Below are 25,127 nucleotides of genomic sequence, written 5' to 3'. Positions count from 1 at the left end.
TGAGGCCGGTGTCGGGCTGTTCATCACACCGTCCATGGCGCGGGGCCTGCGCCGGCGAGCAAATGTGCAAACGCATCGGGCGGCAGGGCTTTGCTGAAGTAGTAGCCCTGGCCTTCTTCGCAATGTTGGGTCTTGAGAATAGCCAGTTGCTCGGCGGTTTCGATGCCTTCGGCGATGACGTTCAACCGCAGGCTCTTGCCCAGGCTGATAATGGCGCTAACGAGGGCCGCGTCGTTGCTGTCGTTGCTCAGGCCGCGAATGAACGACTGATCGATCTTCAGTACATCAACGGGAAACCGGCGCAGGTAGCTCAGGCTTGAATAACCGGTGCCGAAGTCATCGATGGCCAGTCGTGTCCCCAGCGCTTTCAGGCGATTGAGCACGGTCATCGTCGCCTCGACGTTCTGCATCAGGACGCCTTCGGTGATTTCCAGCTCCAGCCAATCGGCGGCCAGACCGCTTTGCTCGAGTATCCGCTCGACGTTTTCGACGAAGTCACGCTGGCGAAAGTCGATGGGCGAAATGTTCACCGACATGCGGATGGTCGGCAGTCCCGCGACTTGCCACGCCCGGGTCTGGCGACAGGCCTCGCCCAGCACCCATTGGCTTAGCGGCACGATCAGCTTGCTGTCCTCGGCCACCGGAATGAAGTCCGAAGGATAGACCAGGCCGTGGCCCGGTTTCTGCCAGCGCACCAATGCCTCGGCACCCACCACTCTGGCACTGCGCAGATCGATTTTCGGTTGGTAGTGCAAGACGAATTCCTGCTGTTGCAAGGCCCGGCGAATGCCCGACTCGATGCTCTGCTGTTCGCGGGCGCGCTGGTTCATCGCATCGATGAAGAAACCGATGTTGTCGGGGCCGTTGTCCTTGAAGTTGCGCATCGCGGTTTCGGCCTTTTTGATCAACTCGATGGCCTCGAGGCCGTCATCGGGATAGACGCTGATGCCCAGGCAGGCGGTAACGCTGATGTCATGACCGGCAATCGTCTGCGGCAGGCGGATGGCGGCGAGCACTTTTTCGGCAATGCCACGGGTTTGCTGGGGATGGCTGATGTCGCTGAGAATCACCACGAACTCGTCGCCACCGTAACGAAAGACCGAGTCTGACTCACGGACGCACTGCAACAGTTGCTGGCCGACCCGTTTGAGCATCTCGTCGCCCGCCGGATGGCCCAATGCATTGTTGATGCGCTTGAACCGATCCAGGCCGAGGAACATCACCACCAGTTGCTTGTCATGGCGCCGGCAGACGGCCATCGCATGGCTCAGGCGATCACCGAGCAGGGTGCTGTTGGGCAGACCTGTGAGGGTGTCGTATTGCAGCAGGTGCGAGACTTTCAGCAGTTCATGCACCCGCGCCTCGATGCTTTGCTCAAGGCCGAGCATCTTCAGCGCTGCGTCCTGGGCCAGTTGCCATTTCCACGTCAGGGCGTTGGCCATCTGGCGGATTTCCAGACTGTCGAACGGCTTTTTCAGGATCAGCAACTGGTCGCCGAACTCCAGGCGTTCAGCCATGGCTTCCCAGCTGTAGTCGCTATAGGCCGTGCACAAGGCAATTTGCAGGTTCGGATCGACGCGCCACAGTTGCTCGATGGTTTCCAGACCGTCCCAGCCGGGCGGCATGCGCATGTCTATGAAGGCGAGGGCGTACGGGTTGCCCTCGGCGAGTGCGCGTTGAACCAGCGCCAACCCTTCCTGACCCTGGTAGGCGGAGTCGAGCTGGAAGGTCAGATGCGTCGTCAGACGGGTGCCGAACAGCGTCTGTTCCAGCTGATTCAGATCGGCCTCGTCCGACGATTGTGGGGCGAGGATCTTGCGGAAATCGTCGTGAATCGCCGGTGTGTCATCGATGATCAGGATGCGCCGATTGGTTTGTGCGAATGCTGCGCTCATTCTTCACCCTCCTGCGGGTCCGCCGCCTTGCATCCGTCTCTGAGCAGTTGGCCAGCCTCCTCGGCGCTGACCGCCTCGATGAAGTAGAGCCCCTGCGCACTGGGCAGGGGACTGACCGTGGACGGCGCGAAATGCTGCTCGGGCTTGGGCGGACCTTCGGCGATGATGCCAATGTCCAGATCCCGGGCGAAGTTGACGATGGCGCGCAGCGCATTGGCGCCGGCCGCATCCTGGGCTGCGCTGTCGATGAAGCGCTGGGCGAGTTTGAGGTGATTAACCCGGTAGGTTTTCAGGTAATCGAACGAGGAGTATTCGGTGCCGAAATCATCGATGGCAATGGTCACGCCCAGTTCACGCAGACGCGGCAATGCGTCGTTGTGAGTCCACTTGGTCTGGGCCAGTGTCGCCTCGGTGACATCGAAACGCAGGTCCCAGGGCGCGAGCTCCCAGCGAGCGGTGGTGCGCAGAACGTCGTAGATCAGCTCGTGACCACTCTTGAGTTGGGCCAGAGAAAGCTTGATCGCGATCACCGGTGGTGCCACGCCTTCGTCGCGCCAGATCTGCATCTGGCGGCAGGCACGATCCAGCACCCAGCGCCCCAGAGGAATGATCGCGCCGGTTCTTTCCGCTGCCGGTACAAAGGCGCTGGCCGGCAACAGGCCAAGGCGTGGGTGCTGCCAGAGGACTTGCGCCTCCATGCCCAGAATCCTGCCACTGTGCAGGTCCATCTCCGGGGCGTAATGCAGCCTCAACTCATCCCCTTCGAGGGCCGTCATCAATTCGCTGACAATGGTCATGCGTTCCGCCACTTCCCGGGAGATCTCCTCTGAGTGGAAGTGGTACTGGTTGCGGCCCATTTCCTTGGCGCGGTACAGCGCCATGTCGGCCTGCCCCAGCAGGCTGTCGGCGTCGAGGCTGACGGCGCTGTAACTGCTGATGCCGATGCTGACCGAGATGTGCAGGGCATTGCCGGCCAGGTTGTAGGGCGCCAGCAGCTTGTCACGGATATGGGTGGCCATGGCGGCCGATTGGGTCGGGTCGCTGACGTCCAGTTGCAGAATCGCGAACTCGTCGCCGCCCAGACGCGCCACGATGTCGTTTTCGCGCACGCTGGATCTGATGCGGCGGGCGACTTCCTGCAACAGCAGATCGCCGACCGGATGGCCCAAGGTGTCATTGATGCGCTTGAAGTGATCCAGATCCAGGTAAAACACCGCGAACGGCATGGCGCCACGGCGCGCGGCGGCGAACGCCTGGTGCAGGCGCTCGATCAGCGTGGCGCGGTTGGTAAGCCCCGTCAGGCCGTCGGAGCGGGCCAGCAACGCCAGTTTGTCCTCGACCAGACGGCGCTCGGTAATGTCCAGAATGATGCCCTCGACTTCAAGCAGACGGCCGTCATGATCGCGTACCGGTATGTAGCGGTTTTCTACCCAGCGCCAGGTGCCCTGGCCGGTGCGCAGACGAAACTCGATGGTTGCGCCCGACGCGTGCCGATCCAGTACCCGGGCCATTGCCGCATCGACGTTGGCCTGATCATCGGGATGAATCAGTGCCTGCGCCCAGTTCGGTGAGCCCACCAGATCCGCCGCGACATGGCCGTAGCGAGTGATGTTGTGGGAGATATACATCAAGGCAAACGACGGATCGCCGCGCAGTCGATACAGGATGGTCGGGCTGTTCTGCACGATCATATTGGCGTCGGACAGTTCCCGGGTGCGCGCCTGAACCGCCTGTTCCAGCAGGTTCATTTTCAGCGCGGCGTCTTCAGTCATTTGCCATTTGACCGTCAGGGCGCTGGCCATCTGGCGGATCTCGATCGCATCGAAGGGCTTTTTCAGAATCAGCAGGCGGTCGTTCAGCGCCAGGCGGCGGTCGATGTCTTCCCAGGAATAGTCGGAATAGGCCGTGCAGAGGGCGACCTGCAACTTGGGGTCGACTTGCCACAGCCGTTCGATGGTCTCCAGACCATCCCAGCCCGGCGGCATACGCATGTCGATAAAGGCCATGGCATAGGGGCGATTGTCGGCCAGCGCGGCTTTGAGCTTGTCCAGCGCTTCACGGCCCTGAAACGCCGAGTCCAGTTCGAAATGCGGGGTCCGTACCGCAGACGGTGTACCAAACAACAGGCTTTCGGTCTCACCCAGGCCGTCGTCCGCCGGGGTGGCGGGGCAGAGAATCTTGGCGAAGTCGCCATGGATCGCCGGGCTGTCATCGACGATCAGCACACGTCGATTGACGAGCGCGGGGGGCAGGTTCATGCCGCACCGACCATGGGGTCATATGGTGTTGTCATCGGGAGCATCCGTTTCCCTCGGCACAGGCCTGTTCGAAGACCGACGGAGTCGTTCAACCTATTGAGCATAGTTGGCGTCCCGTTACTTCGCATGCGCATTCGCGCCGAAGATTTGCGTGAAGGCTGCCAAAAATCATCTAGCCTTTGACTCAGGCGCGGGCCAGCGAGGCGGTCGGCCCGTTGCGTCGTTTGCCCCTGTAATGCTTGAGGTCACGCCATGGAAGAGCAAACCGCCCCGCCGCAGCCACACCGTCCCAAAGTGTTGCTGGTCGATGACGAGGAATCGATCCTCAACAGCTTGCGCCGCCTGTTGCGGAGCCAGCCCTATGATGTCCTGCTGGCGACCAGCGGTGCCCAGGCGCTGGAACTGTTGGCGCAGCAGCCGGTGGACCTGGTGATGAGCGATGCCCGCATGCCCACTATGGACGGCGCCTCGTTGCTGGCCCAAGTCCGCGAACGCCATCCGGCAACCGTGCGCATCATGCTTACCGGCTATGCCGACCCGTCCGCCATCATCAAGGCGATCAATGACGGGCAGATTCACCGTTACATCAGCAAACCGTGGAATGACGAAGAGTTGCTGCTGATCCTGCGTCAATCCCTTGAGCATCAACAATCCGAGCAGGAGCGCCAGCGCCTGGAGCGCTTGACCCGGGTGCAGAACGACCAGCTCAAGTTGCTCAACAGCACCCTGGAAAAACATGTCGCCTCGCGCACAGCCGAACTGCAACAGACCGCCGACATGCTCGATCTGGCGTACGAAGAGCTCAAACACAGTTATGTCACCGGCACTGAGGTGTTTTCGCTGCTGGCCAACCTGCGCTTGCCCCCGGCCAAACAGACCAACCGGCAGATCATCGAATTAGTGCGCAGTTACTGCACACAACATGGTCTGGATGAAGCCACCAGCCGCGACCTGACCATGGCCGCGGCGCTCTACAACATCGGCAAGCTGAGCTGGACCGACGGCATGATGACGACGCCATCGGATCTGCTGCGCCATAACGATCGCGAGCGTTATCGCGCTTATCCAAAGCAGAGCGAATCACTGCTGATGACGCTGGACCCGATGAAGGATGCCGCACGGCTGATCTTGCATCACCAGGAGCGTTGGGACGGCAGCGGCTTTCCCGACCGGCTCAAGGGTGAGGCGATTCCGTTCGGTTCACGCTTGCTGAAACTGGCGGTGGATTTCGTCGAGTTGCAACGCGGTTTGATCCTTGAACGGCATATGAACAGCGATGAAGCGCTGCTGTACCTGCGTCAGTACGCCGGGCGATTGTACGACCCGGAACTGGTCGAAGATTTCATTCAGGTGTGTGCGGCCTTCCTCAGCGACGTCACCCTGGCCGATCCGACGGTCAAGGTGCTGACCACGCGGGATCTGGCGGCAGGGATGATTCTGGCGCGCAATCTCAATGCCGATAACGGCATGTTGTTGCTCAATGCCGGCAAGGTTCTCAGCGGACTGTTGGTGGAAAAGCTGATTGCCTTTGAGGCCATGGAAGGCGGCCAATACAAGATTTTCGTCAAGGTGCCCGAGGAGGTTGAGGCGGCGCTCAACGCCCAGAGTGGATGACCGGTGAGGTGACGCCATGGGCGGGGCGTGGGATCCTTGCGGTTTTTCCAGGCCGGTGGCTCACCCATGACCTCTGCATCCGTTGTCTCCCCGCGCATCATTCGCATCGCCGCTGCCCTGTTGCTCAATGCCGATGGCCAGACCCTGCTGGTGCGCAAACGCGGCACCACGGCGTTCATGCAACCGGGCGGCAAGATCGAACCGCACGAGTTGCCAGTACATGCCCTGGCCCGTGAGCTGGAGGAAGAGCTGGGATTGCTGATCGACCCGACGCAGGCCACTTTCCTCGGCCAGTTCTCCGCACCCGCCGCCAATGAGCCGGGGTTTGTCGTACAGGCCGAGATCTTTCAACTGACCATCGATGCCGAGGTCTGCCCGGCAGCCGAAATCGAAGAGGTGATCTGGGTCGATCCGGCCACTGATCCTGCTATCGACCTGGCGCCATTGACACGCGACCTGATCCTGCCGTTTTATCGCCGTTCGCTCACCGCCATCGCCTGATCATCCCCGCAAAGGACGTTGCCATGATCCCGCTTCAAGACCTGCTGATCTTCGCCGCCGCCGCGTTGCTGATGGTGCTGACGCCGGGGCCGAACATGATCTACCTGATCTCGCGTTCGATCTGTCAGGGACGCAAGGCTGGCGTGACATCGTTGCTCGGCGTGGTGGCCGGGTTCTTTGTGCATCTGTTTGCCGCCGCCGCCGGTTTGACGGCGGTGTTTCTTGCGGTGCCAATGGCCTATGAAGTGTTGAAGTGGGCCGGTGCGCTGTACCTGCTGTGGCTGGCCTGGCAAGCGGTGAAACCCGGCGCGCGTTCGCCGTTCGAAGCTCAGCAGTTGCCGGCTGATTCGTCACGCAAACTGATCACCATGGGTTTTCTCACCAGCGCTCTGAACCCGAAAATCGCCGTGTTCTACCTCTCGGTGTTTCCGCAATTCATCACCCCTGAACACGGCTCGGTGTTCACCCAGAGCATCATCCTCGGCCTGACCCAGATCAGCGTCAGTTTCTGCGTCAACTTGCTGATCGCACTTTTCGCTGCCGGCATCGCTTCGTGGTTCTTGCGCAACCCGACGTGGCTGGCGATGCAGCGTTACTTCATGGGGATGGTGCTCGGCGGCCTGGCCGTGCGGTTGATGCTTGAACAACGGCGAGGCGCTTGAGATGTGGATTGAGCGGCTGGATGCCAGCCATGCCCTGGCCTATCGCGAACTGATGCTTGAAGCCTACGACCGCCATCCACAGGCGTTCACCTCCAGCGTGCGCGAACGCGCGGCGATGCCGTTGAGCTGGTGGGAAGCGCGGCTGACCAGCAAGCTTGATGTGGTGCTGGGTGCATTTGAAGCGGGGGTGTTGGCCGGCATTGTCGGGTTGGCGTTCGAACCGCGCGAAAAGGCCCAGCACAAGACAACCCTGTTCGGCATGTACGTCTCGGCAGATTATCGCCAACACGGTCTCGGTTTCGAACTGGTGCAAGCCGCGCTGACCGAGGCACAAAACCACCCCGGGCTGAAACTCATCCAGCTCACCGTCACCGCCGGCAACGATGCGGCCTTCAAGCTGTACCAGCGCTGCGGATTTATCCAGTTCGGTCTGGAACCGCTGGCGGTGCGAGTCGGCGAAGACTACTTCGACAAGATCCACATGTGGCGTGAACTCTGACCCTCCCACCTAAGTGAACAGCATTACCCTAAGAGAGGGGCTTTTGTGGCGAGGGGATTTATCCCCGATGGGCTGCGAAGCAGTCCCAAACCCTACAAACGCGGTCTCTCTGAAACACCGTGTGCACAGGTTTCAGGACTGCTGCGCAGCCCATCGGGGATAAATCCCCTCACCACAATGAATCTTTTTATACGGCAAATGTTCAGGCAGTGGGATCGAGGTTGTCCAATGCCCGGTTTACCGTCAGTTCGCCGAGCATCACCACCTGCTGAATGCCGAGCAAGGTGTTGCGATGCGGCGTGTCGAGCAGGCCGGCGAAATCACTGAGCATCACACTTGCCGAGGCAAGGGATTCACAGGCGTGGGCGAGGAGGGTTTCGTTATCGGTGTCGGGAGTGACGTGGAACAGGGTGCTGGGGAGGCGAGGCGGGTTGGGCGTTACCTTGAACATGGCGAATCTCCATTTATACCTGGTGTTCCACCAACACCTGTCGCTAAACAAGTAAGGGTGGCAGCTGTACGCGGGTTAGCGAACCGAGAGGTATAAGACCCGGCAGACCCGAAGGTCTCCCACGTACAGCCACCAAAAACTGGCGCATGTTTGGACTTAATACCTGGTCGAGTCGCTAAACCCGATCGCTGAATGTTCAGCGACCGACAAACGATAGAGGTCAGGCACAAGGCGCACAAGCCGGCGGATTCTGGCGTAGCTGTAGGCAGTGACGCAAGGTTGCGTAGCCTGAGTCCATGTCTGGACATGTCGTTTAAACAGCAGCCGTTTAAGATTTTTTGATTTTGGAGTTTCAGCGCACCGCGCTAACACCATCCAGCGTCGAAAACGAAGTGTCCTTGGCCGTCAGCAGAAAATCGCGCATGTACGGCGCATCGAGCATGTCGGCGCGTATCCCGGCGTACAGCGTGGCGAACAGACCTTTCTCGCCCAGGCGCTTGCCCTTCACATAGCCGCGCGAGCTGTACTCATGCAGCGCCCAGTGCGGCATGCCGCAAACGCCTCGGCCGCTGGCGACCAGTTGCATCATCATTACCGTCAGCTCCGAAGTGCGCACCAGCGCCGGTTCGATGTCGGCCGGTTCAAGGAAGCGGGTGAAGATGTCCAGTCGGTCGCGTTCCACCGGGTAAGTGATCAGGGTTTCTGTCAACAAGTCTTCGGGGACGATGTAGGGTTTGCTCGCCAGCGGGTGCTGATTGGCCACCGCGAGCATGGCTTCGTAGGTGAACAGCGGCACATAGGTGATGCCGGCGATTTCCAGCGGATCAGAGGTCACCACCAAATCCAGATCACCTCGGGCCAGGGCCGGTAGCGGGGCGAAGGAGAAGCCCGACGCGAGGTCGAGTTCGACTTCCGGCCACGCATCGCGGAACTGGTCGATGGTCGGCATCAGCCACTGAAAGCAGCTGTGGCATTCGATCGCCATGTGCAGGCGTCCGGCAGTGCCGCCGGCCAGTCGAGCGATGTCGCGCTCGGCGCCGCGCAGCAGCGGCAGGGTGGCGTCGGCCAGTTGCAACAGGCGCAGGCCGGCGCTGGTGAAGCGCACCGGTTTGGTCTTGCGCACGAACAACGGCATTCCCAGCCGTTCTTCAAGCTCCTTGAACTGGTGGGACAGCGCCGATTGGGTCAGGTGCAACCGGTCGGCGGCATCGACCAGGCTGTCGGCTTCGCGCAGTGCGTGCAGGGTTTTCAGGTGACGGATTTCAAGCACCGGCTGGCTCCATGAGGAAAACTTGTGATCAACACGAAAAGGTTGAGTTTGTCTCATGTTGGCTTGACTGTCGACAATGGCGCCATCTTTTACGCAATGGAGCACATTCGACATGGCCGTGGCCCACACCCTTGGTTTCCCGCGCATCGGCGCCGACCGCGAACTGAAAAAAGCCCTCGAAGCCTACTGGAAAGGCGATCTCGATCAGGCCGCGCTGAACCAGGTTGGCCGTGATCTGCGCGCCACTCACTGGCAGTTGCAGAAAGCTGCCGGTATCGACTTGTTGCCGGTCGGCGACTTCGCCTGGTACGACCAGGTGCTGACTCACTCGCTGACTTTCGGCGTGATCCCTGAGCGTTTTGACGGCGTACGCGACGAGCGTGGCCAGCCGACCCTCGACACGCTGTTCGCCATGGCTCGCGGCGCCACGGCTGGTTGCTGCGCTGATGACCACGGCAAGACTCAATATGCACAAGAGCTGACCAAGTGGTTCGACACCAACTACCACTACCTCGTCCCGGAATTCAGCGCTGATCAACAGTTCAAGCTGAGCTGGGAACAGTTGTTCGATGAAGTCGAAGAAGCCAAGGCGCTGGGCCATAACGTCAAACCGGTGATCATCGGCCCGCTGACTTACCTGTGGCTGGGCAAGGCGAAAGGCAACGACTTCGACAAGCTCGACTTGCTTGAGCGTCTGCTGCCGATCTACAACCAGATTCTCGTGCGCCTCGCCGAGCAAGGCGTGGAGTGGGTGCAGATCGACGAGCCGATCCTCACCCTCGACCTGCCGCAAGCGTGGAAAAGCGCCTTCGAACGCGCTTATCACATCCTCCAGTATTCGCCGCTGAAGAAACTCGTGGCGACGTACTTCAGTGGCCTTGAAGACAACCTCGGCCTGGCCGTGGGCCTGCCGGTGCAAGGTCTGCACATCGACGCGGTGCGGGCGCCGGAGCAACTTGGCCAGGTGCTGGATCGCCTGCCGACTTACAAGATTCTTTCGGTGGGGCTGGTCAACGGGCGCAACGTCTGGCGCTGCGAACTGGAGCAGGCGCTGGCACAACTGCAGCCGGCGCAGGAGCGTTTCGGCGACAACCTGTGGGTCAGCAGTTCCTGTTCGTTGCTGCACAGCCCGGTGGATGTCGAGCGTGAAGACAAGCTCGATCCGGAGCTCAAGAGTTGGTTGGCGTTTGCCGTGCAGAAGTGCAGCGAAATCTCCGTGTTGCGCGATGCCTTGAACGATCCACAGGCGCCCAAAGTGCAAAGCGCATTGGCCGAGAACCGAGCGATTCAGGCCAGCCGTGCGCAGTCGCCACGCGTCCACAATGCCGAGGTACAAGCGCGGATCAAGGCGATCAATGCCAGCGACAGTCAGCGTCATTCGCCGTTTGCCAAACGCATCGCCCAACAACAGGCGCGCCTGCAATTGCCGACGTTCCCGACCACCACCATCGGTTCTTTTCCACAGACCGGCTCAATCCGTCTGGCGCGCCAGGCGTTCAAGCAGGGCAAGCTGTCGGCCAACGATTACCACGACGCCATGCGCAGCGAAATTCGCCACGCCGTGAAGATTCAGGAACGCCTGGGGCTGGATGTGCTGGTACACGGTGAGGCCGAGCGCAACGACATGGTCGAGTACTTCGCCGAGCAGCTCGACGGCTACCTGTTCACCCGTTTCGGCTGGGTGCAGAGCTATGGTTCGCGTTGTGTGAAACCGGCCGTGATTTATGGCGACCTCAGTCGCCCGAATGCCATGACCGTCGACTGGATCACCTACGCCCAAGGCCTGACCGACAAGGTCATCAAAGGCATGCTGACCGGCCCGGTGACCATGCTGATGTGGTCGTTCCCGCGTGAAGATGTGTCGCGCAAAGTCCAGGCGCAGCAATTGGCGCTGGCCCTGCGTGACGAAGTGGTGGATCTGGAAAACGCCGGGATCAAGATCGTGCAGATCGACGAAGCGGCATTCCGCGAAGGCCTGCCGCTGCGCCGCGCACAATGGCAGGCGTATCTGGATTGGGCCGTTGAGGCCTTCCGTCTGACGGCGTCGGGCGTGAAGGATGAAACCCAGATCCACACCCACATGTGCTACAGCGAATTCAACGACGTGATCAAGGCGATTGCCGACATGGACGCGGACGTGATCACCATCGAAACCTCGCGGTCGGACATGGAATTGCTCGAAGCCTTCGAAGCGTTCGACTACCCCAACGACATTGGCCCGGGCGTCTACGACATCCACTCGCCACGGGTGCCGGATACCGCCGAGATGGTCAAGTTGATGAAGAAGGCGGTGCAGCGGATTCCCGCCGAACGGCTTTGGGTCAACCCCGATTGCGGCTTGAAGACGCGGGCCTGGCCGGAAACGGAAGCGGCACTGGTGAACATGGTGGCGGCGGCCCGGCAGTTGCGCAGTCTGTTGGCGTAACTGGCCGCAAAAAAGCCAGCCTTTGCGTGCGGCTGGCTTTTCAGATTGTTGATCAGCGCAGCTTTCTAGACCGGGTCGTTAGCCGCAATTGCTTCGAAGTGCTCGAGCACGGCTGACTTCTTGCCAATGCCGGCGTAGGGCAGGGTGGCATCGTCCGCGTGGGTCAGGAAGCGGTGGTCTGGCAGTTTCAAGTGGGCCTTCTCGAAATTGCCGAACGCCGCTGTCGGTTTGCGATAGTGAAAGTGGGCATACCACAGCAGCTCCGCTGGCGACAGGGTCATGTCCCAGATTTCATATTCCTGCAGATAGTCGTTATGGCCGTGGCGCTTGCCGAGGTTTTTCAGCGCGCTGGTTTTACGGATTTCCACAGCGTTCTGCTCGATGAGGTCTTCAAGCATGCCGTCGGTGGGTTTTTGGCTGGTCAGTGATTGGCGGGTACGCAGGTTCCGGCCGATGAGGGTCAGTTCGCTGGCCTTGTCGCGCAGTTGTGGAATGATCGGGTTTTGCGCCGCCAGGGTCTCGATGCGGTCGGCGCGGCGATTGAGCTCGGCTGCCTCACTGACCATCATGTGTTCCAGGTCGACCGGGAGCATGTCCTGCTCGGCGTAGGATTCGACTCTGATCTGGTAGTCCGCCTGGGCATCCAGGCGCCGTTGCGCATCGGCCACCAACTTGGCGAGGCTCATCGGGGCGGGGGCGGACGGTTCTGTATTTCGCGGGTTGAGCAGGCGGTAACTGCCATCGCTGCCTTGCTCCCAGACTTCCTCATGGCCTGCGCGGCCGGTGGAAACGTATTGGTGTTTCTGGGTCGTCGGTTCCCAACGCTCGATGCCGTACATCAACTGATTATCGGCGGTTGTGAACACGCGCTGTGCGGCCTGCCCCCCCGTTGTCGGCGCGGGCGGTTCGATGATGCCTTTGCGGGCGCGTTCGGCGAGCCATTCGATCCCGCTCATCAATGCGGGGACTTCATTCAAGTGGAAGTGTTGCGGATAGGTGGCGGTCCAGATATTCATTTCACGGCGATAGCGGGTGTACAGCTCCAGGCAGTTGTGCAGAATCTGATTGCGTTTTGCCCGGGTCGCCTGGATGTTCGGCAGGTTGTACTGCGTGTACAAGGCCCTATCGACATTGCTGCGAAGCTCCCGAGCCTGTCCCATCAGGTAGAACCAGGAGACATCGTCGGTTCGGCCATAGCGTTTGACGGTTTCCAGGCGTTGACTGGTTTTCAGATAAAGCAGGTTGGCATCACTGTGCTTGGTGTTTATATCCTCGATCATCGCCGTTCTGGGTTCTTTGTGCGCGCGGATGCGGATGCGCTCATACCAGTAATTGGCATCGCCCTTGAGCTGCTCCATTTGCTCAAGCAGGCGTACGTAATCGACCCGCTGTGTGCGGATATCCTCAAGGAGGCTGATGCGTTGGGCCAGACTTTCGGGGGGCAGGTTATCCAGTGCCAAGGCCAGGTCATCAATTTTTTCAGTCACCCGTGCGGTGCTGTGGGAGAGATGGTAAGCGCGGCGCCAGTAACGGTCAGTCAACAGCGAGGCCTCCTTGCTCTGTATTTCAAGCAGCGCGCGTTTTTTGTTTCCCTTGGTCAAGGGCATCAAATCATCGAGGGTTTCGTAGTGCCGTGTTGCCAGTTGGATATCGCCGACACAGGCGGCCTCTGAGGCTGGCATCAAGGCCGGTCGATCCGCTTGCGATGCCGCGCCGTAACGGTTGATCGCGGCATCGCTCGCCACACCCCTGGCATCGAGCTGGTCGGCCAGGCTATCGGCGGCCTGGGTCAACTGACGATAACGGCGATACTTGCGATCCACCAGCCAGCGCGGCAGGCGCTGCCGAATCGCCTGTGGCCAGAAGGGATCGGCCGCATCAGCCAGGTGTCCGGCGATATTCCCGCCGCCCAGCGCCCCGCCTTCGACCGCCGTGCCATGCACACCGAACCACGTATCCCACTGGCCGGTTTCATCCAGGGCAATCGGTTGTTTATAGGTCTTGGTACTCGTGCCGTGTAAACGCCAGTTGTCGGCGTTGTTGCTGCGTTGAACTTCAAAGATCCGTCCCTGGCGCAGGATGAAGTCGCCGTCGGCATGCCGGTAGATGCCGCGATAGAGGCCTTCGGTGGCTGGTTCCAGCCCTGACAGCGAAATCGGCTTTTCATACTCGTAGCCGGCGAAACGCGCCGTCAGATGCCGAGCCTGACGTTGCGAGGGAACATGCAGCGCGCCGGCGCCTTGAGCCAGTCTGCGCAGTTGGCGAGTGCGGGTCAGTGAACGGGCCGCTCGGGAAAGGGCGGAAGTGGTCATTTCGCCCGGCAGCAGATCCATGGCCGCATCGATCAGCGACAACAACACCGATTCAAGTTCCGCCAGGCCATCACCCACATCACCGCGCAAAAATGCCGCGACCGCCTGATTGGCGCTGGTCCAGGCGTCGTAGACGGCAAACGCCACGCCGACAAAGGGCAGCAACCCCAAGGCCATTTTCAGGTAATTGAAAGCTCGCGGTCCCTTGAGGGCATAGCGTTCCATGTACAACGCATCATTGGCGCGCGATGTGCCGCGATGGGCTTCGATCAATCGGCCCATGTGGGCGTTGAGCAGGTGCGCGGCCAATGAGGTGGTCGAAGGCCAGGGCATACCGACGCCGACCATGGCGTCATGCTTTTTCACGATGGCCTGAGCGAGGCGGTTTTCATGGGCGCGCACATCCCCTTGCAAGGCCCGGCCTGCCAGATAGCTGATCCACGGGTCTTGCTCGCAGAGTTTGAATAGCGCCTTGCGGGCCTCCTCCAGACTGTCGTAACGACGCAGAACCTGGTCGTCGGGACTGTCTGGCAAATAGAGCAAGGTTGTCCCGCTGATTTGCTCCTGGATAAAGGTGACGCCTGACAGCGTGACGGGGCCTTGATTGGGGGTGTCCTTGCCACCGGCTCTGAGGAAGGCCGGCAGGAGCACAATGCGCAGGGCTCCAGTGTTCCAGGCATGGGTAGTGTCGGCTTCAATGGCAATGTTGAATATTTGCCATTCGTGATGGTTGATGCGTTGTTGTAAACGCGCGCATTCGCCTTGCATCTTGAGCATCAGCCGCCACGGTTCGATCAGGCATTCACGCCGATGCTCGCGCACGAAGGCGGATTCACCGAGCCCGCCCATGAAGGCGTCACGGATCGTTTGCTCGTAGGTTTTGGGCAAATCCAGTTCCGGCAGAATCTTGCGCAGGTACTCATGGGTGATGCCTGTGCGCAAGGCTGCTCGTGCGCTGTCATCGGCCGCGATGACTTCGACCGTCATGAACAGCAGGCGCAAGGACTCCGACTCCAGACGCATCGAGGGTGTGTTGTCGATGTTGGACTGCGCGAGGTCTTCGAGTGGCACCTTACTGCGTGAGGCGCTGGGCACCGCGACCAGCTTTTGCGGGGTGGTCATGGTTGAGCCGTCGCTCAATTGCTTTTGCAGTCTGGCGGAGTCCGGCAGGTCGATCTGTACCGAGAAAGGCCCCTGCACCGAGAAGTCCTCACGCAACCGTTGGTGCAAATGCTGACGGGTGAAGTCATCACGTGGCGGCAAGGCCCGCATCAGCAGTTGGTGGCTGCGGTGCATGGCGGCGATATAGGCCTGGATCTGCGTCTTCAGATTGCTGCGTTCGCTGGCCGGCAAGTTTCGTTGCCAGTGCGGCAGATTGTCGGCCAACCTGCCGGAGCGGTTTTGTTCCAGCAGATGGGCAAAGGCCAGATTCCGTGCGGCGTGCACTGGCACCTGGAGGGCGGCCCTGAAACGTTCGCGCAGGGCCTGCATTGGCCCGCTGCGTTCGGGTGTCAACATGGACTTGCCGGGGTGCGCACGGAGCACGGCGGCCTGCTCTTCGTACTCGCTGGTCACCTGATCGAGGGCGTGATGCAGTGGATCGCCGCTGATTTTTTTCAGTTGCAGGGTCAGTAATGGATCCTTTTCGGCAAGGGCGAACATCTGGCTTTCCAGCGCCCGACGACTGGCAAAGCGTTGCAGTCCTCCACCAGTGCCGGGCCAGTACAGCAACAGGCTGTGGGCAGACGTCGGGTCGAGCAACGTACCGGCGCGGGTCATGACAAACGGGCCGTTGAGCGTCTCGGTCGTTGGGCTGTCAGCCGTTTCGCTCGTCGAAAGTATCAGGCTGGCGGCTACACAATCGCTGTCGGGGTTGTCTGGCGGGTCGAGCAGGGCCTTGATCAGTTGGTGTTCTTCGCTGCTGATCTGTTCAAGCAACTTTTGCAAGTCGGTTTCGGCTAGCAAACCGGCCTTGTGTGCCTGATGCAGAGCGGTGAACTCACGATTGAGGGTAAGCAGGTCGAAAGGCTGCGAGCGGCCCAACAGCGCAGTCGCGGCGTTGTCGGCGGCTTGCTCGGCGGTTTCCAATGTTTGTTGCAAATCCTTGATCGGTTGCAGGGCGGCGTTGTCGCTCGACGTACCCAACCGGGCTTCCAGGGCATCACGCTGGCGCTTGAGAGCGGCCTGACGCAGGGCCAGAGGAATGTCGGCATAGAGACTGCCGAACAGCGACGGTTCATCGTCCTCGACACTGACGGATTCAAACACGGGGGGAGAACCGAACACGGCAGCGGTCTGCCGTTGACGGTCTGTCTGGTCAGAGAAGTCGAGGGCTTTGCTGCCATGTTCGGCAAACCCGGGCTTGCCGAGGCTACCGTTGCGCAGGGCGTCGATCCGGGCCTGGCGAAAGTGCGTCAGCAGGTCGCTCATGCCAGTGGTCAATGGCAACTCTCTGTGGGTGTATTCAAACCTCAGACCGGTTTGTGGCAAGCCACTGGGAATCAGCGACTGAGCGCCCAGCCAGGCCTCGAGTTCGCTGCGCTGGTCAAAGCCTTTTAATGCTTCGGGGCGCAACGGCAGGTACAACCAATGCACGGGTTGCTGCCGGGCGCCAAAGCCGATGACCCAGGCCGTGGGGCACTTCACTTTGCTGCCATTGCTTAACACCAGCGAAATCTGCTCGCAGGTGACTGTTGCATCGTGAGTGGTCGCGTCCATCAACGCGAACAGCGAGAGACGCTGTTCGGGCGTCACGCGATGCTGGGCGACGGCGGTCAGTACGGTCGCTTCGAAATGCTGGCGATACTGTTGATCGGCGCGTTCGCGACGGGATACCGAAGCGCCGGGCGCGCGCGCATCCCAGTATTGATCCCAGTCCCGGTCCAGTGCCTTCTCCAGATCCAGGGTCTTGAGCCGTTCAAGCAATTGCCGCGGCGTGAGGGCGAACAGCGCATGGGTGGCGGGCAAACCCGTCACGCGGCATTGCCGGTCAAGTGTGTTCGCAGGCAGCGGATGCTGAAAGCCAAAGGCACAGGCCTGCACGATCGGTATGAAATGTTCGGGGCTTTGCGGGGTGGCCGCAAAGCGAAAACCGATATCGGGCTCGCCCAGATCCAGTTCCTGCTCAAGCAATCGAGTCAGCGTTTTACGCGTGGTCGGCACACCGGCGAACAGTTCACGCAGCGCCTGGCTGCTATAGCGCCAGCGGTTCGAAGCACTCAGCGCCACTGCGGCGTCAGGGTTTTTGGGTAAATGGGCAACGGACGGTGTCTGCGCCGGACCGGGATCTGAGAGCGCGGAAATAAAACTGTCGGGCATGGCAACTATGGCTCGCGTAACGAAACGGCGGATCCGCTTCCTGTAGCCGTCATTCAAAGCAAATCGTCGATCTCCATGGCGGTACATAGTTATCGCGCAATGACCACTCGGCACTCTTCATCAAACTGTCATCGAACTGTGGCAGCGCGCTTGTACAAACTTCATCAGACTCGCGCTCTACTGGGGTTCTGCGTTTCGGTGTTTTTTCATGCACAAGGTTTTTTTATCAATCGCGGCCGTTTTGGCCGCGCTTTTGTTCGGCTCATCGTCGTTTGCCGCCGCGCGTTGCGATGTGAACGTGCCGACCGAGCGCGCCGATCTGGCGCAGGTGAGCATCGCCTACCAAAGCATCGGGCGCTCATCGGATCCGGCACTGTTGCTGGTGATGGGGCTGGGCGGGCAGTTGATCCACTGGCCGGATGAAGTGGTGGTGGCGCTGTGTCAGCAGGGCTTTCGGGTCATTCGCTATGACAACCGCGATGTCGGCTTGTCGACCTGGCGTCAGGCCCCGCTGGAGGCCAACCTGACGTTTGAAGTGTTGCGCTACAAACTCGGTCTGCCGGTGTCGGCACCGTACAGCCTGACCGACATGGCCGACGACGCGCTGGGCTTGATGGACGCGCTGCATGTCGAGCAATTCCACGTGCTGGGCGCAAGCATGGGCGGCATGATCGCCCAGCACATGGCGGCCATGGCGCCGCAACGGGTCGAGAGCCTGACGCTGATCATGACCACCTCCGGGGCCGAAGGGTTGCCGGCGCCGAGTGCGGCGCTGGTGCAACTGTTGTCGCGGCGTGGCGCGCCGAACCGTGAAGTGGCGCTGGAGCAGCAGGCTGATTTGCTGGCGGCGCTGGGCAGTCCGGCGGTTACCGATGATCGGCAGGCGTTGTTGCAACAAGCGGCGGCGTCCTACGACCGGGCGTTCAATCCTGAAGGCGTGAAGCGGCAGATCATGGCAATTCTGGCCGAACGGAGCCGGGTGGCGCTGCTCAATCAATTGCGCGTGCCGACGCTGGTGGTGCACGGCACGGCCGATCCGTTGCTGCCGGTGATGCATGGCGTGCATTTGGCGGCGCACATTCGCGGCAGTCAGTTGAAGCTGATTCCGGGGTTGGCGCATCGTTTTCAAGAGGCATTCAAAGCGCCGTTGCTGGCGGCGGTGTTGCCGTATTTGCAGGCGCATCGTGAAGACACTTCGCATTGGGCGCAGATTGAACCGGTGGTGGGAACAGGCCTTTTGTAATAATGATGCATTGAAAACACCGGGAAAAGTTAACCCCTTGGTAGTTTGCTGCGTGGTTTGAAACTAATAGAGAAAATGAAGTAAGAAGTTTCTTCGCTATTCTGAATCGGTATGTCCGACTGTAATTTCTGACAGTGGCGTAATTGGCATCATTAAAATATTCTCGGCTAATGGTCTCGCGAAGCGGGATAACTATAGGGAGAATAGAAAATGATACGTCTACGCAAAGGTCTTGTTGTAGCCACATTTTTTGCCATGCTTTCTCTTGATGCCGAGTTTGTTAAGGCAGATCAATATGATGACGCTCTTGACGCTATCGACAAAGAGAGCGCTGACGAAGAGGCAAAAGTCGCGGAGTGGGCGAAAAGTCGAAAACCAAAACCCGATACACCTTGTATGACAGCCTGGAAAGAAAATAGCGCAAACCATAGCTGTATCTCATCTGCCATCATCGATGGTCCTAACAATGAATGTACGTTTACAAGTATTACGTGCCCGAGAGTGAACACTTCACCAAACGATGAGTTTTCGACGGAATCAAAGGGCGACGCTTCATCCATTCATGTAAGGACTTCTGTGATCTATGAAAACCTGACAGTGCACATCAATACTGCGAGAGGTTACTTTAATTGTGATGGCGTATTAACGGTGAAGCGTTCGATCAACGATGTTGAGCCCTGCAAAAATTGATTTTCATCGGTTTGAAGTGGATTGTGTGCAGGTCATGCATGGATACGCACCCACACCGTGACAAGCACCGTCGCCGCCATCAACCACGCCACCGCCGCCACGGCGAGCGAAGCCTCCAGCCGCATCCGGTCGACCATCACATACAACGTCGCCAGATAAACAAAGTACGGAATGATCGACCACATCCCGAACACGATGGTGGTCTTCAGGTCATCAATCGAACGCCCCTTGCCGACGATGTAATGCGCGATCAAGGCAAAGGTCGGAAACAGCGGCACCAGGCCTGCGATGTAATAGTTCTTGGTCTTGGCCAGTGCCGCGAGAATCACGACCACGGCGGCGCCGAGTGCGGCTTTCAGTAGTAGATCCATCAGTGGCTCAGCCCGTATTTTTTCACTTTGTCGAACAGCGTGGTCTTGGCCATGCCCAGTTCCAGGCTCGCCTGTGTCAGGTTGCCGCCGCTGCGTTGCAGAGCATCGCTGAGCAAATTGCGCTCGAAGGCTTCCACTGCTTCGGCAAACGCCAGGCCCTGGCCAGCGCTGCCGGCGCCGGATTTCTTGAAGGCCGGCAGACCCAGGGCGAAACGCTCGGCGACGTTGCGCAGTTCACGCACGTTGCCCGGCCAGTCGTGGCTCATCAGGTTCGACAGGGTCTGGTTGTCCAGCTCCGGCAGCGCGCGGTCGAAGCGCAGGGCTGATTGCTGAGTGAAGTGTTCGAACAGTTGCAGGATGTCTTCGCGGCGTTCGCGCAGCGGTGGCAACTCCAGAGTCACCACGTTAAGTCGGTAGTACAAGTCGCTGCGAAACTCGCCAGCCTTGCTCGATTCGTCGAGGTCGGATTTCGTCGCCGCAATCACCCGGCAATCCACCGCCACACTCTGGTTCGAACCGAGGCGTTCAAGGGTGCGTTCCTGCAATACGCGCAGCAGTTTGATCTGCAACGGCAGCGGCATGCTTTCCACTTCATCGAGGAACAGCGTGCCGCCGTCGGCGTGTTCGATCTTGCCGATCCGGCGTTTGCCGGCGCCGGTAAAAGCGTTGGCTTCATGGCCGAAGATTTCGCTTTCGAACAGATTCTCCGGCAGGCCGCCGCAGTTCAGCGCGACGAACTGCTTGCTGTGACGGCGGCTGAAATCGTGCAGGCAGCGGGCGACCAGCTCTTTGCCGGTGCCGGTTTCGCCTTCGATCAGCACGTTGGCCGAGGTGTCGGCGACGTTGGCGATCAGTTCGCGCAGGTTTTGCATCGCTGGCGAGCGACCGATGATGCGTCCTTCAAGAGAATCACGCTCGGCCAGTTGCCGGCGCAGCGATGAAACCTCGCGGGCGAGGCTGCGTTGCTCCAACGCACGCCGCGCGACATCCACCAGACGCTCGGGGGAGAACGGTTTCTCCATGAAGTCGTAGGCGCCTTTTTGCATCGCGCCGACCGCCATGGAGATGTCGCCGTGGCCAGTGATCAGCACCACCGGCAAACTGCGGTCGCGTTGCTTGAGCCGGGTCAGCAGTTCCAGGCCATCGATGCCCGGCAAGCGAATGTCGCTGATGACGATCCCGGCAAAGTTGTCGCCGACACGTTCCAGTGCTTCTTCGGCACTGCCGACGCCGACGCAGGGAATGTCTTCCAGCGTCAGCGCTTGCTGGCAGCCGAGCAACACATGGGGGTCGTCTTCGACGATCAGCACACTAAGGTCGTGGTTCATATTGGCTCGGCAGGAGTAGGGCTTACCAACGGTAAACTGAGGACGAAGGTGGTGCCACCGCTGGCCGGGTGTTCGACACCCAGATGCCCGCCCGTGGCGGCGGCGAGGCTGGCGGAAAGGGTCAGGCCCAGGCCCAGGCCTTGCTCACCCGGTTTGGTGGTGAAGAACGGTTCGAACAGATGCTTGCGTGCTTCAATGTCGATGCCGTGGCCGTTGTCGCGCACCCGCAGGCGATATTTGCCGTTGAACTCTTCACCTTCCAGCCACAGTTCCGGCAGCGGTTGCGCCTGCATGGCGTCGAGCGCGTTGCCGATCAGGTTGACCAGAATTTGTTCGAGGCGGGTCTGGTCGATATGCAATTGCACATCCATGAATTGCCGGTGCAGTTGCAGCGCCGAACTCTCCAGGCGTGCGCCGAGCAATTGCAGCGCGGCATCGACGGCTTTGCCGAGGCTGGCCTGGCCGTGGTTGTCACCGCGCCGGGCAAACGAACGCAGGCTGGCGGTGATCCGGCCCATGCGGTCGATCAGGTCGTTGATGGTCTTGAGATTGGTGCTGGCAACATCCAGCTGACCGCGCTCCAGAAAGCGCACGGTATTGCCCGACAGCGTGCGCATGGCTGCCAGTGGCTGGTTCAATTCGTGGGCGATGCTGGTGGACATCTGGCCGATGGCGGCGAGTTTGCCAGCCTGGACCAGTTCATCCTGGGCGCGGCGCAACGTCTCTTCGGCCTGACGCCGCTCGCGGATCTGGCTCTTCAATCGATCGTTGCTGGCGCGCAGGTCGGCGGTGCGTTCGGTAATCCGACGCTCCAGTTGATTGTTGGCTTCCTGCAAGGCTTCGCGGGCGGCGAGGCGGGTGGCGATGACCTTGCGTCGCTCGTTCCAGGCGATCAGCAGGAAGGCCACCAGAGCAAACGCCACGGCCACCAGGATGCCCTGATTGATTGCTTCGCGCCGCAAATCCTGCAATGACGTGAGCAGGGTGAAATTCCACGGTGTGTCGCTCAAGGGACGGGTCTGCGCCAGATAGCTGATGTCGTCTTCATCGGAATCGACTTCGCTGTTGGCCGGGAAGGTGAGTTTCTCCACACCTTCGGACAATGTCTCCCTTGCCAGCGGTTGCAGTTCATTAAGGGGGAACCAGTAGTACTGCAGACTGCGGGCGAGTTTTTCCTTGGTCTCGTCGCTCAGCGGAACCACCGACTTCAAACGCCGCGCCGGATCGCTGGAGAGAATGATGATGCCGTTTTCGTCACTGACAAACGCTTCGAGGCGCGCACGTTGCCAGCGTTCTTCCATGGCTTCCAGACGCACCTTGACCACGGCGACGCCGACGATCTTGCCGTGTTCTTCAAGGCCGTGGGCCAGGTAGTAACCGGGTTCGCCGTTGGTGCTGCCGATCCCGTAGAAGCGGCCGGGTTCGCCCCGTATGGCTTTCTGAAAGTAGGCGCGGAAGGACAGGTCTTCACCCAGGTAACTGTCGACATCGCGCCAGTTGCTGGTGGCCATGACGCGGCCGGTGGTGTCCATCACGTAGATGGCCCGACTGCGGCTGCGCCGGTTCAGGCCTTCAAGGTAAGCATTGACCGTTTGCCGGTGTTCCGGGGTCGGGTCGGCCAGCAATTGCGGGACACTGGTTTCCAGTTCCAGCAGGCTGGGCAGGTAGGTGTATTTGCTGATCTCGCTCTCGACCGCACGGGCGTGCAGTTCCAGTTGGCGCTGGCCGTTCTCGCCGAGGCTGCGAATACCAAAATGCTCACTGGTCCAGAAGCCGATAAAGCCCAGGCCGATCATCAGGGCGATGACCAGCGGCGGCAGGAACAGATGACGAATCAGACGGGGTTTCACGGCAAGTGATGGCGGCGCTGCGCGATAGAGAGTGGGGTCGCATTTCATCACAGTTGCCTTGGGTCAACCACAACACTTGTTTGTGAATCACCGCTGGTTTGGAGGTGAACTCTGTGGCGAGGGGATTTATCCCCGATCGGCTGCGCAGCAGTCGTCAAACCTATGCACGCTGTTTGACTTTGAAGTGCTGGGGCCGCTTCGCAGCCCAATCGGGGATAAATCCCCTCACCACAGGGGATCTCATTGTCAGGCAGCCCGCTCCCCATAGTCGGGGAGCGGGTTGTTGCTTTTAGTGCTGCAGAATCTTCTCGAGGAAATGCTGCGCGCGTTCGGAGCGGGCGTTGATGTCGCCGAAGAACTCCTCTTTCGGGCAGTCTTCGATGATCTTGCCGGCGTCCATGAAGATCACCCGATCAGCCACTTTGCGGGCGAAGCCCATTTCGTGGGTCACGCACATCATGGTCATCCCTTCGTGGGCCAGTTGCACCATCACGTCGAGCACTTCGTTGACCATTTCCGGGTCGAGCGCGGAGGTCGGTTCGTCGAACAGCATGACGATCGGGTCCATCGCCAGCGCACGGGCAATCGCCACACGCTGTTGCTGACCGCCGGACAATTGCCCCGGGTGCTTGTGGGCGTGGGCCGACAAGCCGACGCGCTCAAGCAGTTGCAGACCTTTTTTGGTCGCCTCTTCCTTGCTGCGGCCCAACACCTTGATCTGCGCGATGGTCAGGTTTTCGGTGATGGTCAGGTGCGGGAACAGTTCGAAATGCTGGAACACCATGCCCACGCGCGAACGCAATTTCGGCAGGTTGGTCTTCGGGTCGGCAATCGACGTGCCGTCCACGACGACGTCGCCTTTCTGGAACGGCTCCAGCGCGTTGACGCATTTGATCAGGGTCGATTTGCCGGAACCCGACGGGCCGCAGACCACGATCACTTCGCCTTTTTTGACCTCGGTGCTGCAATCAGTCAGCACCTGGAAGTCCCCATACCACTTGTTGATGTTTTTGATAGAGATCATACGGCGAACCTTTTTTGCAGACGCTTGACCAGCAGCGAGGCGGCAAAGCTGATGATGAAGTACACGACACCGGCGAAAATCAGGAACTCATTGGAACGACCAATGATGTCGCCGCTGGCGCGGGAGGCGTTGAGGAAGTCCACCAGGCCCACGGTGTAAACCAGCGAGGTGTCCTGGAACAAAATGATGCTCTGCTGCAGCAGCAGCGGGGTCATCTTGCGAAAGGCTTGCGGCAGGATGATCAGACGCATCATCTGCCCGTAGCTCATGCCCAGCGCTTGCGCTGCGCCCATCTGGCCTTTGGGAATCGACTGCACACCGGCACGGACGATTTCGCAGAAGTACGCGGCTTCGAACATCATGAACGCCACGATGCACGAGGTGAACGCACCAATCGGGGTGTCTTCGCCGGTGATCCAGCGCAGCACGAACGGCACCGCCAGGTAGAACCAGGTGATCACCAGCAGCAGCGGAATCGAACGGAAATAGTTGACGTACGCACCGGCAACGTTCGACAGCAGTTTGTTATGCGACAGACGGCACAGCGCCAGAATGGTGCCGAGAATGATCCCGCCAACCACGCCCATGGCCATCAGCTTGAGGGTCATCACCATGCCGTTCCACAAACCGGGAATGGCCGGGACGATGCCACTGAAATCGAATTCCATTATTTACCCCCCACGGAGATCAGGCCGGGCACGGCCACTTTCTTCTCGACCACGCGCATCAACAGCATGAGGCTCATGTTCAGGGTGAAATAGATCAGGGTCGCCAAGGTGAACGCTTCGAACAGGTTGGCCGAGAACTCAGCGGTCTGTTTGGTCTGCGCGAGCAGCTCCATCAAACCGATCAGCGAGGCCACGGAGGAGTTCTTGAACACGTTCAAAAATTCCGAGGTAAGCGGCGGAATGATGATCCGGTAGGCTTGGGGCAGCAGCACGTTCCAGTAGATCTGCGGCAGCTTGAAACCCATGGCGCGGGCGGCAGATTCCTGGCCGCGAGGCAGCGCCTGAATACCGGTGCGCACTTGTTCGCAAACACGCGCGGCGGTGAACAGGCCCAGGCACACGACAACGCTCAGGTAGGCCGAGGTGGTCGGGTTGAGGTCCTGCTTGTACCACTCCTGCAAGTCCGCCGGCAGCAGGTCGGGCACCAGGAAGTACCAGATGAACAGCTGAACCAGCAGCGGCACGTTACGGAAGAGTTCGACGTAGCAGGTCGCGATGCCCGACACGATGCGGTTCGGCACGGTGCGCATGACACCCAGTATCGAGCCCAGCAGCAGGGCGATGATCCAGGCCACGATGGCGATGGCGATGGTCCAGCCCAATCCGGAAATGAACCAGTCGAGATAAGTCTCGCTGCCCACGCCGGTGGACTTGAAGAACACGCTCCAGTCCCAGTTGTAATTCATTA

General features: G+C 60.1%; 18 protein-coding genes. 7 read left to right on the top strand and 11 right to left on the bottom strand.

Translation table 11 applies throughout. The features are described 5' to 3' along the window. Nucleotides 1-23: 23 nt before the first annotated feature. Both ACA069_RS22800 and ACA069_RS22795 read right to left on the bottom strand, forming a co-directional pair. Nucleotides 24-1,895: a putative bifunctional diguanylate cyclase/phosphodiesterase gene (locus ACA069_RS22800; RefSeq protein ID WP_497615272.1), complete on the bottom strand. Its 1,872-nt coding sequence runs from the start codon at nucleotides 1,893-1,895 to the stop codon at nucleotides 24-26. Further along, nucleotides 1,892-4,153: an EAL domain-containing protein gene (locus tag ACA069_RS22795; RefSeq protein ID WP_497615271.1), complete on the bottom strand. Its 2,262-nt coding sequence runs from the start codon at nucleotides 4,151-4,153 to the stop codon at nucleotides 1,892-1,894. Before ACA069_RS22795 ends, ACA069_RS22800 begins: the two co-directional genes overlap by 4 nt. A gap of 252 nt (nucleotides 4,154-4,405) precedes the next feature. Here ACA069_RS22795 and nosR point away from each other — a divergent pair, with 252 nt between their 5' ends. The 4 genes from nosR (at nucleotide 4,406) to ACA069_RS22775 (ending at nucleotide 7,429) form a co-directional block, all read left to right on the top strand. Then, nucleotides 4,406-5,767, top strand: coding sequence for a response regulator c-di-GMP phosphodiesterase, NosR family (gene nosR, locus ACA069_RS22790; RefSeq protein ID WP_497615270.1), 1,362 nt, complete (start codon nucleotides 4,406-4,408; stop codon nucleotides 5,765-5,767). 66 nt (nucleotides 5,768-5,833) lie between these two features. Further along, nucleotides 5,834-6,268 carry an NUDIX hydrolase gene (locus ACA069_RS22785; RefSeq protein WP_497615269.1) on the top strand — a complete coding sequence of 145 codons (435 nt, stop codon included), beginning with the start codon at nucleotides 5,834-5,836 and terminating at the stop codon, nucleotides 6,266-6,268. Between the two features lie 23 nt (nucleotides 6,269-6,291). Beyond that, nucleotides 6,292-6,930: a LysE family translocator gene (locus ACA069_RS22780; protein WP_497615268.1), complete on the top strand. Its 639-nt coding sequence runs from the start codon at nucleotides 6,292-6,294 to the stop codon at nucleotides 6,928-6,930. A gap of 1 nt (nucleotide 6,931) precedes the next feature. Beyond that, nucleotides 6,932-7,429, top strand: coding sequence for a GNAT family N-acetyltransferase (locus ACA069_RS22775; protein WP_497615267.1), 498 nt, complete (start codon nucleotides 6,932-6,934; stop codon nucleotides 7,427-7,429). A 202-nt stretch (nucleotides 7,430-7,631) separates the two neighbouring features. Here ACA069_RS22775 and ACA069_RS22770 read toward each other — a convergent pair whose 3' ends face one another. Next, nucleotides 7,632-7,880 carry a DUF6124 family protein gene (locus ACA069_RS22770; RefSeq protein ID WP_497615266.1) on the bottom strand — a complete coding sequence of 83 codons (249 nt, stop codon included), beginning with the start codon at nucleotides 7,878-7,880 and terminating at the stop codon, nucleotides 7,632-7,634. A 352-nt stretch (nucleotides 7,881-8,232) separates the two neighbouring features. After that, on the bottom strand, nucleotides 8,233-9,150 hold the full coding sequence (metR, locus tag ACA069_RS22765) for a transcriptional regulator MetR (RefSeq protein ID WP_187680192.1): 918 nt from the start codon (nucleotides 9,148-9,150) through the stop codon (nucleotides 8,233-8,235). Between the two features lie 112 nt (nucleotides 9,151-9,262). On the opposite strand from metR, the gene metE reads away from it, so the two are divergent. Further along, entirely contained in the window at nucleotides 9,263-11,575 is a 2,313-nt protein-coding gene (gene metE, locus ACA069_RS22760; RefSeq protein ID WP_497615265.1) for a 5-methyltetrahydropteroyltriglutamate--homocysteine S-methyltransferase, read from the top strand. Nucleotides 11,576-11,640: 65 nt separating this feature from the next. Here metE and ACA069_RS22755 read toward each other — a convergent pair whose 3' ends face one another. Continuing rightward, on the bottom strand, nucleotides 11,641-17,205 hold the full coding sequence (locus tag ACA069_RS22755) for a dermonecrotic toxin domain-containing protein (protein ID WP_497615264.1): 5,565 nt from the start codon (nucleotides 17,203-17,205) through the stop codon (nucleotides 11,641-11,643). 208 nt (nucleotides 17,206-17,413) lie between these two features. Here ACA069_RS22755 and ACA069_RS22750 point away from each other — a divergent pair, with 208 nt between their 5' ends. Together ACA069_RS22750 and ACA069_RS22745 are read left to right on the top strand one after the other, a co-directional pair. After that, the gene (locus ACA069_RS22750) at nucleotides 17,414-18,448 is read left to right on the top strand and encodes an alpha/beta fold hydrolase (RefSeq protein ID WP_497615263.1); all 1,035 of its coding nucleotides are present in this window, start codon (nucleotides 17,414-17,416) and stop codon (nucleotides 18,446-18,448) included. Between the two features lie 210 nt (nucleotides 18,449-18,658). Then, nucleotides 18,659-19,138 (top strand): hypothetical protein, encoded by a 480-nt coding sequence (locus ACA069_RS22745; protein WP_497615262.1) that lies wholly within the window; start codon nucleotides 18,659-18,661, stop codon nucleotides 19,136-19,138. A gap of 32 nt (nucleotides 19,139-19,170) precedes the next feature. On the opposite strand, the gene ACA069_RS22740 is transcribed toward ACA069_RS22745, so the two are convergent. The 6 genes from ACA069_RS22740 to ACA069_RS22715 all read right to left on the bottom strand — a co-directional run bounded on the left by ACA069_RS22740 (nucleotide 19,171) and on the right by ACA069_RS22715 (nucleotide 25,125). After that, on the bottom strand, nucleotides 19,171-19,509 hold the full coding sequence (locus ACA069_RS22740) for a GlpM family protein (RefSeq protein ID WP_325717581.1): 339 nt from the start codon (nucleotides 19,507-19,509) through the stop codon (nucleotides 19,171-19,173). Next, the gene (gene aauR, locus ACA069_RS22735) at nucleotides 19,509-20,837 is read right to left on the bottom strand and encodes a two-component response regulator AauR (RefSeq protein ID WP_187680187.1); all 1,329 of its coding nucleotides are present in this window, start codon (nucleotides 20,835-20,837) and stop codon (nucleotides 19,509-19,511) included. Before aauR ends, ACA069_RS22740 begins: the two co-directional genes overlap by 1 nt. Then, nucleotides 20,834-22,735, bottom strand: a complete 1,902-nt coding sequence (aauS, locus tag ACA069_RS22730; protein ID WP_401266476.1) for a two-component sensor histidine kinase AauS — start codon at nucleotides 22,733-22,735, stop codon at nucleotides 20,834-20,836. Before aauS ends, aauR begins: the two co-directional genes overlap by 4 nt. 241 nt (nucleotides 22,736-22,976) lie before the next feature. Then, entirely contained in the window at nucleotides 22,977-23,711 is a 735-nt protein-coding gene (locus ACA069_RS22725) for an amino acid ABC transporter ATP-binding protein (protein ID WP_187678185.1), read from the bottom strand. Beyond that, on the bottom strand, nucleotides 23,708-24,379 hold the full coding sequence (locus ACA069_RS22720) for an amino acid ABC transporter permease (protein ID WP_095190467.1): 672 nt from the start codon (nucleotides 24,377-24,379) through the stop codon (nucleotides 23,708-23,710). Before ACA069_RS22720 ends, ACA069_RS22725 begins: the two co-directional genes overlap by 4 nt. Then, a complete protein-coding gene (locus ACA069_RS22715) occupies nucleotides 24,379-25,125 on the bottom strand; it encodes an amino acid ABC transporter permease (RefSeq protein WP_042560752.1) in 747 nt (248 codons plus the stop codon). Before ACA069_RS22715 ends, ACA069_RS22720 begins: the two co-directional genes overlap by 1 nt. Between the last annotated feature and the right edge of the window lie 2 nt (nucleotides 25,126-25,127).

It is taken from the genome of Pseudomonas sp. LBUM1652, from assembly GCF_059716105.1.
The sequence above is the reverse complement of the archived record's forward strand: the minus strand, read 5'-3'. Positions and strand labels throughout refer to the sequence as shown.